Below are 12,754 nucleotides of genomic sequence, written 5' to 3'. Positions count from 1 at the left end.
TTTGACCATCCAGATAAGGCAAAAAAGAGACACTGTGTATAGAATTCCCATAACTTTATCCATTTTAAAACAGAGTAAAGTTATGGGGTTATCTTATAATGTGCGATTAATATGTTCGATACGGAAGGTCTCAATAATGTCTCCTGCGCGCATATCTTCATAATTTTCAAAAGCTATGCCACATTCTTGACCACTTTGCACTTCATTAACTTCATCTTTAAAGCGTTTGAGTGTTTTGAGTTTTCCTTCGTGAATAACGATATTATCGCGGATAAGGCGAACACCAGCCCCTCGTTCTATTTTACCTTCTGTAACACGACATCCAGAGACTTTTCCGATTTTTGTAATGTTAAAGACTTCTAGAATTTCAGCATTACCAAGGAAAGTTTCACGCTGTTCTGGTGAGAGCAACCCAGACATGGCCGCTTTGATGTCATCAACAAGATCATAAATGATGTTATAATAACGAATTTCAATTCCTTGTGTTTTCGCAAAATCACGCGCTTGCTTATTGGCTCGAACATTAAAACCAATTACAGCTGAGTTAGAAGCTTCGGCAAGAGAAATATCACTTTCGGTAATTCCTCCAGCACCAGAATGTACAACACGCGCACGAACCTCATCATTTCCTAGTTTTTCCAATGCTGAAGCAATTGCTTCAATGGATCCTTGTACATCCCCTTTGATAATAAGAGAAAACTCCTTAATACCAGTCGTTTGTAATTTTGTCATCATCTGCTCAAGAGAACCACGCGAACCGGTTTGTCGAGCAACAGCTTTATCACGCGCTAACCGTTGACGGTATTCAGAAATTTCGCGTGCTTTTGCTTCATGCGTGACAACAGCAAAACGGTCTCCAGCTTGGGGTGTTCCTTGCATTCCTAAAATTTCAATCGGTGTAGAGGGAACGGCTTCTTTGACATGGTGACCATGGTCATCAATCAAAGCACGCACACGCCCCCATTCATTTCCAGCAACGATAATATCAGAAGGATGTAATGTACCTTTTTGCACAAGAACGGTTGCAACAGATCCGCGTCCACGATCCAATTTAGCTTCAATGACAACGCCCTCTGCTGTTCGCTGAGGATCTGCTTTCAGATCAAGCATTTCAGCTTGAAGAAGGATAGCTTCGAGAAGTTTATCAAGATTCAGACCCGTTTTAGCGGAAACTTCAACGTCTAAAGTTTCACCCCCCATCGTTTCAACAAACACTTCATGTTGTAGAAGCTCTGTACGCACTTTTTGTGCATTCGCAGCTGGTTTATCAATTTTATTGATTGCAACAATAATCGGCACACCAGCAGCTTTGGCATGATTAATTGATTCAATCGTTTGCGGCATAACACTATCATCAGCAGCGACAACAAGAACAGCAATATCGGTCACACGAGCACCACGAGCACGCATAGCTGTAAATGCTGCGTGTCCTGGTGTATCAATAAAGGTAATTTTTTGACCGTTTTGTTCTACTTGATAAGCTCCAATATGTTGGGTGATACCGCCTGCTTCACCAGAAACAACATTGGCTTTGCGAATAGCATCTAGAAGAGAAGTTTTTCCGTGGTCAACATGGCCCATAATGGTTACAACAGGGGGACGTTGCTGCATGTTTTGCGGATTATCTGTTATATTAAAGATACCTTCCTCGACGTCAGATTCTAAAACACGTTTAACCGTATGACCAAATTCAACTGCGATGAGTTCAGCAACATCTGCATCAATAACATCGCCCGGTTTCATCATTTGTCCTTGTTTCATCAAGAATTTAATGACATCAACGGAACGCTCCGTCATACGTTGTGCGAGCTCTTGAATGGTAATCGTTTCAGGAAGAACAACTTCACGAGAAATTTTTTCTCTTGGTTCTTGGTTTTGTGCACGCTTAAACTTTTCCTGTCTGCGCCGCATTGCAGCCATTGAGCGTCCACGCGCACTTCCTTCTTCGTCCAGCGCGCTATTAAGAGTGAGTTTTCCACGACGCCGCTCATCAGCTCCTTTGATAACTTTTGGTGCACGTATTTCTGATTTGCCAGGGTTAGCACGTCGGCTATAGCGTTCCTCCTCTTTATTTTCATCTATTTTGCGTTTGTCAATCACAGCTGTATTTTTAGGCGCAATAGGAATCTCTGTCTGTTCAATGAGAGGGGGCTCAGAGAGAACAGGTGGAATATGAACTGGCGGGTTTTCTTCTTCTTGTTGGTGTTGTATTTCTTTTTCTTTAATTGCTTGTTGTAAAACTTTTTCACGCTCTTTAGCACGTCTTGCTTCTTCTTCGGCTTTTTCTCGCGTTATTCTTTCTTGGATATGTGCTTCTTCTAATGCGCGAAGTCTCGCTTCCATTTCAGCCGATGAAAGATTACTTTTAGCGACAGATTCTTGAGGTTTTTTCTCCTCGAAACGCGGTTTAGAGCGCTGGGGGGCCACGTGCGGCTTTGTAATAGGCTGAAGAGTTTCAGGTTTTTCATCAGGTCGCGTAATTTTACGTCGTTTGGTTTCGACAACGACAGCCTTCGTACGGCCATGGCTAAAATTTTGTTTGACCGTGCTTGTTTCCAAGACAGACCGCTTGAGAGTTAGTGTCTTCTTGCCTGTTATTTTGTCGTTGTTATTTTCACTCATTGTACTTCCTTCACGGCTTGAGCCGTCATCTCACCGGGCTTACTATGCTTGACATCACGATAGCTGATCAATTTATATATTGTTTTGAGAAATCCTTCAGCAGCCTTTGTGTCCAATAAGGCTGCGTGCATAACAGGATTAGAGCCAAAAGCTACGCGCATTTCATCACTTGTAAATAAAGATATGGTTTTTATTGTCCGCTTTGTTTGTTGTTGTATTGTATGGATAGCTTGTGCAATTTTTCGTTTTCCATCTTCTGTTGTTTCTTTAGCATGAAGTACAAGAATAACTTGACCAGAGCGGATAGCAGCATCAACCTTCGTTGCTCCCATAGCAACAGCTCCCGCTTTTCTTGCCAAGGAAAGGCTTGAAAGAGCAGCTTTGAGTAAAAGCGTATCAACAATATGCGCAAGATTTGATGCAACCTCAACATCTGTTTTAAAATTTTTATGAAAAGCTTTTTGTTTGATCGCTTTCTCAATAACAGTGTGATGGGCAGAAATCCAAACACCGCGCCCTGGTAAATTCGCTTTAAGATCAGGAACAATTTGGTTATTGGGACCAATAACAAAACGGATCAGCGTTTGTGCTGAAGCATTTTGTCGGGTCACAATGCAAGTTCGTTCATTCATTTAAAGTGTATCCACATCCAAATCATCTGTTGTTTCTTTTTCTACAGAATGTTCATCTTCTACAGGACTTTCTGTAACAAGATCAGCTTGGTCTATCCAACCTGCTTGTACACGTGCGGCTAAAACCATAGCTTCTGCATCTGTGCGTGTAATGTCAAAAGGAGTTAAAACACCAGAAAAATTCTTTGTTTGACCTTCTTTGCGTTCTCTCCAACCAGCTAAATCATCAACGGCATAGCCAGCAAAATCTTCCATTGTTTTTACACCATCCTCACCCACAGCAACCAGCATAGCACTTGTCATTCCAGGCAGTGTGCGTAATTCGTCAGAAACGCCGAGCTTTTTGCGTTTTTCATCAAGTTCTTTTTCTTTATGATCGAGATATTCACGCGCTCGATTTTGGATTTCAGCAGCGGTATCATGGTCAAAACCATCAATAGAAGCGATTTCTTCAAGATCAATATAGGCGATTTCTTCAATAGAAGAAAAACCTTCTGATGCCATAACTTGTCCGATCATTTCGTCAACCTCTAAGGCTTCCATAAACAATTTACTGCGTTCAGTAAATTCTTTTTGACGATTTTCAGATTCTTCCTTTTCCGTTAAAATATCAATGTTCCATCCTGTTAGTTGCGAAGCTAAACGAACATTTTGTCCACGTCGTCCAATAGCAAGGCTAAGTTGGTCATCTGGTACAATAACTTCAATGCGTTCAGCATCTTCATCAAGAATGATTTTAGAAACTTCAGCAGGTTGTAGTGCATTAACAACAAATGTTGCCGCATCGGGCGACCAAGGAATAATATCAATTTTTTCGCCTTGTAACTCTGCAACAACAGCTTGTACACGGCTTCCGCGCATTCCCACACATGCACCAACAGGATCAATGGAACCATCGCGTGAAACAACGGCAATTTTGGCACGTGAACCTGGATCACGGGCAACCGATTTTATTTCTATAATACCATCATAAATTTCTGGAACTTCCATAGTAAAAAGTTTTACCATAAACTGAGGATGTGTGCGTGAAAGGAAAATTTGTGGTCCACGTGTTTCACGATGTACATCATTGACAAAGGCGCGAATACGGTCTCCATAGCGGAAGGATTCACGCGGAATTAATTCATCGCGGCGTACAATAGCTTCACCACGTCCCAGATCAACGATAACATTGCCATATTCCACACGCTTGACTGTACCAGAAATAATTTCACCAACTTTATTTTTAAATTCTTCATATTGCTGATCACGCTCTGCGTCACGTACCTTTTGTACAATAACCTGTTTTGCAGATTGTGCTGCGATACGTCCAAAATCCATAGGAGGTAAAGGATCAGCAAAAAAATCACCAATTTTTGCCTCTGCTTGGCGTTTGAGTGCATCCGACAAAGTAATTTCCGTTGTATAGTCTTCAACAACATCAACGATTTTAAGCAGGCGTTGTAATTTAATTTCACCTGTTTTGGAATTGATTTCAGCACGAATATTGGTTTCTTGACCATAACGAGAACGTGCTGCTTTTTGAATTGCATCAGCCATCGCAGAAATGACAATTTCACGGTCGATTGACTTTTCACGTGCAACAGCATCTGCAATTTGCAGAATTTCAAGCCTGTTAGCGCTTGTAGCCATCAATTTTCTCCTTCTTTGTGCCACACGACGGGTATTCCCCAGTGATATTGTTTTTTGAAATTGAGCGTCTCTATTGAGTCGGTAGGATTATCTTCGCCAATGAGTTGTTGATTCAAAACTTTATTTTTTTCAATGCATCGCGAATAAGCTCATCGGTAAGCACTAAATGCGCATTCATGATATCACAAAAGGAAATAGAGGTATACATGGCTTCTCCGTAAGCAGCTTTATCCGTATTTAAAATAAATCCATCTTGCGTGATATTGGTAAGTGTTCCACGAAATTTTCGACGCCCATCAATGGTTATTTTTGTTTCAACTTTTGCAAGATGTCCTTGCCAATGAAAAAAATCAGATTTTCTTACCAATGGACGATCAATCCCAGGGGATGAGATTTCTAAATGATATTTGCGTTCAATAACATTTTCCACATCAAGGAGGGGGGAAACAGTCCGACTAACAGTTTCACAATCTTCTACGGTCAGAGAACCATCAGCCCGTTCAACCATAATTTGAAGTGTTAAACCATTTTGTCCAAGAAGCTTCACACGAACCAAGCGAAACCCTAAAGGTTTCAGCAGTGGTACGACAAGAGCCCCAATCCGTGCTTCGATACCATCTTCTTCAAACAGGCGAGGTTCGTCAAGATTGCTTATTTTTTCCGCTTCGTTCATACATTTTATCCACGTTATTTTCATCAGTTTTATGATATTAAAAAAGAGCGGGTCCAACGGCCCACTCTTCATCATAAGACCAAGAATTTAGCTATTAATACTCTTAAATTCAAAATTTTTCAAGCTGTTTATGAGAAAAGCATTTTATCATTTATTTCTTGATAAAGGTAAGATAGGCTGGTGTTCGTCCTTCGCGTAAAGCTTTTTCTTCATAGCGGGTTCCTCTCCATAATGGATAAGGGGTTTTCCAGTCTTTGGGGCTTTCTGCTTTCCACTCAAAGTGATCATGATGTGCACAATGATAAAGGGTCCAGTTTATATAACTGTCTATATCGCTAGCAAAGCGAAAAACTTTCCCTACTTTAAGAACGCGAGCAAAACGGTTAAGATTTTTTATGTTGATGAAACGTCGTTTCCAGTGTTTCTTTTTCGGCCAAGGATCAGGATAGAAAAGATCTATTCCATCAAGTGAGTTATCAGGAAGCCAATCAAGCAGGCGTGTAGCATCATCATTATAGAGGCGAAGATGGCTTTGATAGTCTGTATGCTGTTCAAGGGACAACAATATTTTGGCCATGCCATTGATAAAGGGCTCTATGCCGATAAAACCGGTTTGCGGAAAATGTTCCATTTCATGGAGTAAATGTTCACCGCCACCAAAGCCAATTTCAAGTCGAATTTCTTTTACTTTACTCGCAAATAAGGATGTAAGATTTGAGGGAGGGGGGATATTTAAATCAATATTAAAACGAGGGAGAAGCATTTTTAGACGCGCAAGCTGACTGTTTCGTAGCTGCTTTCCTTGTCGGCGTCCAAAAAAGGCTTCACTTTTGCGTGTATTATGTTGAATCATGGGATTTTGATCATTGTTTGAAGTGTTTTCACGAGATCAGTTTTTTCCCATGAAAACGAACCATCATGCTTTGGCTTTCGCCCAAAGTGACCGTAAGCAGCTGTTTTTGTATAGATTGGTTTATTAAGGTCAAGATGTTTTCGAATTCCAGTAGGGGAAAGGTCCATTATTTTGCGAATGGCTGCTTCAATAATCTTTTCATCGACTTTTCCTGTTCCATGAAGATTAAGATAAATCGATAAAGGTTGTGCAATACCAATTGCATAGGAGAGTTGAATGGTACATCGTTCTGCTAAATGAGCAGCAACAATATTCTTAGCGAGATAGCGTGCTGCATAGGCTGCAGAACGATCAACTTTTGTCGTATCTTTTCCTGAAAATGCACCACCTCCATGGGGGGCAGCACCTCCGTAAGTATCCACGATAATTTTGCGTCCTGTTAATCCAGCATCGCTTTGAGGACCGCCAATGACAAATTTTCCTGTTGGATTAATATACCAACGGCATTGAGCTGAAATAGGGATATCATGTAAAGCTTGACGAATGTAAGGTTCAACGACTGTACGGACTTTATTGGAATCCCAACTTTCATCAAGATGCTGCGTTGAAAGAACGATGGATGTTACCTCTATTGGTTTTCCACCTTTATAGCGTATGGTGATCTGGCTTTTAGCATCCGGTCCTAATTTTCCAGTTTCGCCTTCTCCTTTATGGCGGGCTGCGGCAAGAAGTTTGAGAATCTTATGCGCATAATAAATTGGTGCAGGCATGAGGGCAGGCGTTTCACGGCAAGCATACCCAAACATGATACCTTGATCACCCGCTCCTTCTTCACCATGCCGATCTGTAGCATTATCAACGCCTCTTGCAATATCAGCGGATTGAGGGCGCAAAAGAACATCAATTTTAACAGTTTTCCAATGGAATCCCGCTTGTTCATAGCCAATGGAACGAATAGCATGGCGCGCTGCTGTACGAAAACGCGTAGGGTTAATGAGTGGAAAGCCAGTTTCATCATAGATAAATTCTTTATTTTTATCTTTTTTTAAAAGCGTATCGGGAACACGCACTTCACCGGCAATAACAACACGGTTGACACTGACCAGCGTTTCACAAGCAACACGGATTAACCACGGATCAGTATCGGTCTTTTGCGCCTCTTTATAGACCATATCAACGATTTCATCAGAAATACGATCACAAATTTTATCAGGATGCCCTTCCGATACCGATTCGCTTGTAAAAAGATAATCTTGATGCGGCATAGGAACTCCTTAAAAAAAGAAAACCAACAATTCAATTAATCGCCTACTAAAACTGCTACGGCTTTCTAATTCCACAGCAAATCGACAATGTAAATTTATATGAACAAGAGAGAAAAAATATAATTTTAATTTTATAGCTTATCTGTCAAATCTTCCTCAGAAAGTGCTTTTGCCAAGTCAATAATTTTTCGACGCACTTTAGCATCAGATATATTTGTAAAAGCCCGCATGAGCTGAATACCTTCGCTGCTAGAACAAAAATCCATAAAATTGTGATCACTTTCAGCAAAACCTTCTACTTGTTGAGAGGTAAGGCCCTTATCAAAAAAGTAAGAAACAGGAACGTCCATAATTTCTGCGATCGCTTGAAGACGACTGGCACCAATACGGTTTGTTCCTTTTTCATATTTTTGGATTTGCTGAAAAGTAATGCCTAATTTTTCACCTAGTTTTTCTTGAGTAAGTCCTAAAATATTACGACGCAAACGGATACGAGTTCCAACATAAATGTCTATAGGGTCAGGTTTTTTTCTAGTTTCGGTCATAATGTAACTCTTTAATTTCCAGCACTTTTCTTTTAAACCAACATCAGATTTATGCGAAGTTGATTTACCATATAATTAAAATAATATGTAATATTTTTTCCCAATATTACTGGTACACGCAACATAATACCGTACAAGGAGCACTTGAATCATTTAAGTTGTTTTGTAGAACCAAAACCAATACGACACAAGAGCATAAGGATGAATAAGATAAAAGTAAAGAAAGTTCTGTATTCATTGCTTCCTATAGGGGTAATGGATGATGGAACTTTTGAATCAATAATGCCCACAGCATTTTGTTGAAGAGCTACAACGATTCGTCCATAAGAATCAATAACGGCTGATATTCCATTATTGGCTGCTCGTATGAGTGGGATACCTAATTCAATGGCACGAAGCTGTGCTTGTTGAAGATGTTGATAGGGGCCTGGTGTTACACCAAACCATGCATCATTTGTAACATTAATAATTGCTTGAGGCGGTAAGCCTTTAAAAGTCATTTCATGGGGAAATATTGCTTCATAACAAATCAGGGGCAAATAAGAAAATCCGTTTGGCATTGTGACAGTTTTGCGCACATGTGCAGCACTATATCCACCAATATTATCAGCAAGAATATGCAACCCTATTTTTTTCAATAAATTTTGATAGGGAAGATACTCACCAAAAGGGACCAAATGAAGTTTATCGGAAGTGTGTAAAATATTACCTTGAGCATTAATGACGGCAATTGTATTAAAATATTGTGTTTGGGAATGAGGAGGATCATCACTAGCGCGTACCGCTCCGATAATAGCCCATTGTTTAGGTTTTAAAAGAGAGGCAATGTGCATCGTGATAGATGAGTTATCATAGAGAAGGTAAGGGACGGAAGCTTCCGGCCATACGATAAAATCGGGTTCTGGATTTTTACCAGTTATTGGTGTTGCGCTTAGATTCATATGCGCTTCCAATATGGCTTCTCGTGTATTAGCGCGCAATTTTATATTTTGTTGAATAGAAGGTTGAACAATGCGCACCCAATAATTTCTTTTTTGATCTTCAGCTGTATTTTCTATCGTATTAAGACGATAAAATCCAAAACCACTGTGAAGGAATATAAGTGATAAGCAAAGAAAAAGGGCAGCTTTCTTTTTTTCACTCGTGAGTAAAACTGTTGGAAAACTATAAGCTAAGACAGCAAGAATATTCATTCCATAAAGTCCGACGATTGCGTCAGATTGCATGAACATCGGGGTTGGCATGGCTGTATAGCCAAGAGAATTCCATGGGAATCCTGTGAATAAGAATGCACGTAACCACTCGGCCAATCCTAAGGCAAAGGCTAAAACAAAAAAGCGTGCTATTCCTTTTGCCCATAATAAACCGACAATGAAACCAGAAAAAAACCAATAAAGAGAAAGGTAGAAAGGAGGAAATAAAATAGCGAGCGGGACTGCCCAACCAAAAGAATCTGGATCTGTCAACAAAGCATTGCAGAGCCACCAAAGTCCGCAAATAAAATAACTAAAACCAAAAGTTCCACAGCTTAAAGCATAGGTAAAAAGATGTTTTTTATTTTTTGGGGAGGAACCTATTGTGTCAAGTAAAACAATAAAAATAGGAAAAGTTAAAAAGCAAAGAGGCGTTAAATAAAAAGGAGGAAGTGCAAAGGAAGTAAGAGCACCACATAGAAATATCCATGCCTGCCGCTTCCATCCGGTAACAGAGAACAAAAAAACGAGGAAATTATTTAAAGCTGCGTGACTATTCTTTAGGGATGGCATTATTTTTAAGATTCTCATTTTCTGGAATGCGAAAAATGCGCAACCGCTTAATTCGGCGTTTATCAGCTTCTAAAATACGAAATTTATAGCCAGGAACAGCTTCGACAACTTCACCTTTTGCAGGAATACGATCAAGAATGGAGACAATTAAACCGCCAATAGTATCAACCTCATCACCATATTCGCCTACGATAAAATCAGGTCCAAGAGCTTTCTCAACATCTTCTAGTTCGGTTCTTGCATCAACCAGCCATTTATTGTTGTGCTCTCGTACGATAGCATTGTCGACATTATCATGTTCATCTTCAATATCACCAACGACCAATTCAACAATATCTTCCATTGAAACTAGACCATCTGTTCCCCCATGTTCATCAATAACTAAAGCCATTTGTGTTCGTGTGGTTTGCATCCGTGTTAAGAGTTTGCTTGCAAGCATAGAACTGGGAACAAAGAGAACGGTTCGGATCAAATCCAATTCACCGATTGGGGTATGTAAATCTGTGTGGTTTAATTGAAGCAAATCGGATTTCTGTTCAGTTTCTGTAGGGTTAATAATAAAGCGAGTCATATAATTCAGAATATCGCGGATATGGATCATACCACGCGGATCATCTAAAGTTTCAGCATAAACAGGTATGCGAGAATGACCAATTTTTGCAAAACATTTAAGGGCTTCTCCAAGTGAAGTGCTTATTTCCAATGCTTCAATTTCAGAACGGGGTATCATAACATCATCCACACGTGCTTCACGCAAGCGTAAAATATTATGCAACATAGTACGTTCTTCAGGTGAGAAGAGGGTGGTATCTTTTTCATTGTTGGTCGAAAGTGCAACGGTAAGATCATCGCGCAGTGACGTAGACGCATAATTACGACCCCGTAAGAATGAAAATAAATGATTTATCAGGGAATATTTTTCTGTATGATTCGTCTGTTGAGAGGGGTCTTTTTCATTATTAGAAGATGTTTGACGACTATTTTGTGTATTTGTTTTGTTTGTCATGGTTTTGAAATCTTCTAAATTTTCTCTTTGTAATAGGTGAATGAGAGGTTTTAAAGGGTATGCTCTTAAATATTAATGTTAAAGGTTAATTTCTATCATTTATAGATAACTCAGCGTAAGGATCTTTTATAGAGAGCTTTTGAAGAATTTCTCTTTCGAGCTTTTCCATTTGATGTGCTTCATCATCAGTTTCATGGTCATAGCCAAGCAGATGCAAGATACCATGAACAATCATATGCGTTAAATGATCTTGAAATATTTTTCCTTGTTTTTCTGCTTCGAGAGCAACAGTTTCTCGTGCAATAATAATGTCACCCAGCATAGGACCGGGAGGATTGCCAGCTTTAATTGGAAAAGCAGGAAAGGATAATACATTAGTGGATTTGTTTTTACCACGCCATTGTGCATTGATTTGTGCCATATGCTCATCATCCGTAAAAAGCAGGCTAATTTCGCTTACAACATTTTCCAATGAAACACGATTCATCGTTGCCGTTAATGCTTTTTCGGTAATATTATAAAGCATTTTCTCATCATTCCACCCTGCGCTTTCAACCATTATATCAATAATAATCATGATGAATCAAATTCATTTTTTAATGTATCGCATGCGAGTGATTTTTTTTTATTTTGTATTTCAGAATCGCGATCATAGGCATGAACGATAGCAGCAACAAGCGGGTGGCGTACAACATCTTTTTCATCAAAGCGTACAATTGCAATATTGTCTACATTTGAAAGAATGCGGATGGCTTCAATAAGACCTGATTTTTGCCCTATAGGCAAATCAATTTGGCTTACATCACCGGTAACAATCATACGTGTTCCTTCTCCAAGACGTGTAAGGAACATCTTCATTTGCATCGGTGTCGTATTTTGTGCCTCATCGAGAATAACAGCGGCATGGGCAAGCGTTCGCCCGCGCATAAAAGCAAGAGGAGCAATTTCTATGACACCAGAAGCTAAAATGCGTTCTATTTTTTCAGCGGGCATCATATCATAAAGAGCATCATAAAGTGGTCGTAAATAGGGGTCGACTTTTTCTTTGAGATCACCGGGAAGAAACCCCAGATGTTCTCCAGCTTCAACAGCAGGACGTGAGAGAATAATTCTCTCAATGATACCACGTTCTAGGAGCATTGCAGCATGAGCAACAGCAAGATACGTTTTGCCTGTTCCAGCAGGTCCTACACCAAACACAAGTTCAGTATGCTCCATCGCGCGTATATAAGCATCTTGTATTGGAGTCCTTGCATGAATTATTTTTTTATGGGTGCTCAACCGTGTTGGTATACGCTTCGTTGCAGATTTGTGTGTTATTGTGGCTTCTTTCTGCTTTTGTGGTATACTCGTCATAGCAATCACTCCTTTTATGTCTGATAAAGTGAGCTCTTGATGTGTTTTGGCACGCTCATAAAGCTGCTGCAATACATATTGCGCACGCTTTATAACAGAAATATTTCCACGGATTAAGATTTCATTCCCACGTGGATGAATACTAAGTTTGAGTTTTTTTTCGATATAAGCAAGATTTTCATCAAATTTACCAAAAACTGCTTTTGCATATTTATTATTTTCGAAAATCAAAACAACTTGACTCGTATCTGAAGCATTTTCTTGTTCCAAGGAATCAGTTTTTTTAATGTCAGCATTTATCTTTTCAGTTGAAGCTTTCAGCCTATTCTCCATATCTATATAAATATTACATATTTTTTCGAGTAAACTTTATAAAAAACAAATTTTCTTTTACAAAAGCGTAC

10 protein-coding genes and 1 pseudogene are annotated in these 12,754 nt (G+C 39.6%); all 11 read right to left on the bottom strand.

The window, feature by feature from the left end:
* Positions 1-93: 93 nt before the first annotated feature.
* Positions 94-2,622 carry a translation initiation factor IF-2 gene (gene infB / locus FNZ60_RS01045; protein WP_142415906.1) on the bottom strand — a complete coding sequence of 843 codons (2,529 nt, stop codon included), beginning with the start codon at positions 2,620-2,622 and terminating at the stop codon, positions 94-96.
* Positions 2,619-3,254 (bottom strand): RNA-binding protein, encoded by a 636-nt coding sequence (locus FNZ60_RS01040; RefSeq protein WP_142415905.1) that lies wholly within the window; start codon positions 3,252-3,254, stop codon positions 2,619-2,621. The genes infB and FNZ60_RS01040 overlap by 4 nt, the downstream gene beginning before the upstream one ends.
* Positions 3,255-4,886 (bottom strand): transcription termination factor NusA, encoded by a 1,632-nt coding sequence (gene nusA / locus FNZ60_RS01035; RefSeq protein ID WP_142415904.1) that lies wholly within the window; start codon positions 4,884-4,886, stop codon positions 3,255-3,257.
* Positions 4,886-5,583, bottom strand: a pseudogene (gene rimP, locus FNZ60_RS01030) (ribosome maturation factor RimP). The gene nusA and the pseudogene rimP overlap by 1 nt, the downstream one beginning before the upstream one ends.
* A 127-nt stretch (positions 5,584-5,710) precedes the next feature.
* Positions 5,711-6,412, bottom strand: a complete 702-nt coding sequence (locus FNZ60_RS01025) for a tRNA (guanine(46)-N(7))-methyltransferase TrmB (RefSeq protein WP_142415903.1) — start codon at positions 6,410-6,412, stop codon at positions 5,711-5,713.
* Positions 6,409-7,677, bottom strand: coding sequence for a methionine adenosyltransferase (gene metK / locus FNZ60_RS01020; RefSeq protein WP_142415902.1), 1,269 nt, complete (start codon positions 7,675-7,677; stop codon positions 6,409-6,411). The genes FNZ60_RS01025 and metK overlap by 4 nt, the downstream gene beginning before the upstream one ends.
* A 131-nt stretch (positions 7,678-7,808) precedes the next feature.
* Positions 7,809-8,222: a helix-turn-helix domain-containing protein gene (locus FNZ60_RS01015; RefSeq protein ID WP_005774131.1), complete on the bottom strand. Its 414-nt coding sequence runs from the start codon at positions 8,220-8,222 to the stop codon at positions 7,809-7,811.
* A 149-nt stretch (positions 8,223-8,371) separates the two neighbouring features.
* Complete coding sequence (gene lnt, locus FNZ60_RS01010; RefSeq protein ID WP_142415901.1) at positions 8,372-10,006, bottom strand: apolipoprotein N-acyltransferase; 1,635 nt, start codon at positions 10,004-10,006, stop codon at positions 8,372-8,374.
* On the bottom strand, positions 9,969-10,994 hold the full coding sequence (locus FNZ60_RS01005) for a hemolysin family protein (protein ID WP_142415900.1): 1,026 nt from the start codon (positions 10,992-10,994) through the stop codon (positions 9,969-9,971). The genes lnt and FNZ60_RS01005 overlap by 38 nt, the downstream gene beginning before the upstream one ends.
* Positions 10,995-11,079: 85 nt before the next feature.
* Complete coding sequence (ybeY, locus tag FNZ60_RS01000) at positions 11,080-11,571, bottom strand: rRNA maturation RNase YbeY (protein ID WP_142415899.1); 492 nt, start codon at positions 11,569-11,571, stop codon at positions 11,080-11,082.
* Positions 11,568-12,671, bottom strand: coding sequence for a PhoH family protein (locus FNZ60_RS00995; protein ID WP_425456821.1), 1,104 nt, complete (start codon positions 12,669-12,671; stop codon positions 11,568-11,570). The genes ybeY and FNZ60_RS00995 overlap by 4 nt, the downstream gene beginning before the upstream one ends.
* Positions 12,672-12,754 lie beyond the last annotated feature (83 nt).

Source organism: Bartonella massiliensis, assembly GCF_902150025.1.
Taxonomy (GTDB): domain Bacteria; phylum Pseudomonadota; class Alphaproteobacteria; order Rhizobiales; family Rhizobiaceae; genus Bartonella; species Bartonella massiliensis.
The sequence above is the reverse complement of the archived record's forward strand: the minus strand, read 5'-3'. Positions and strand labels throughout refer to the sequence as shown.

Coding starts and splice junctions, on each gene's coding strand:
- infB (WP_142415906.1), bottom strand. CDS start 2,622: ATGAGTGAAAATAACAACGACAAAATAACAGGCAAGAAGACACTAACT.
- FNZ60_RS01040 (WP_142415905.1), bottom strand. CDS start 3,254: ATGAATGAACGAACTTGCATTGTGACCCGACAAAATGCTTCAGCACAA.
- nusA (WP_142415904.1), bottom strand. CDS start 4,886: ATGGCTACAAGCGCTAACAGGCTTGAAATTCTGCAAATTGCAGATGCT.
- FNZ60_RS01025 (WP_142415903.1), bottom strand. CDS start 6,412: ATGATTCAACATAATACACGCAAAAGTGAAGCCTTTTTTGGACGCCGA.
- metK (WP_142415902.1), bottom strand. CDS start 7,677: ATGCCGCATCAAGATTATCTTTTTACAAGCGAATCGGTATCGGAAGGG.
- FNZ60_RS01015 (WP_005774131.1), bottom strand. CDS start 8,222: ATGACCGAAACTAGAAAAAAACCTGACCCTATAGACATTTATGTTGGA.
- lnt (WP_142415901.1), bottom strand. CDS start 10,006: ATGAGAATCTTAAAAATAATGCCATCCCTAAAGAATAGTCACGCAGCT.
- FNZ60_RS01005 (WP_142415900.1), bottom strand. CDS start 10,994: ATGACAAACAAAACAAATACACAAAATAGTCGTCAAACATCTTCTAAT.
- ybeY (WP_142415899.1), bottom strand. CDS start 11,571: ATGATTATTATTGATATAATGGTTGAAAGCGCAGGGTGGAATGATGAG.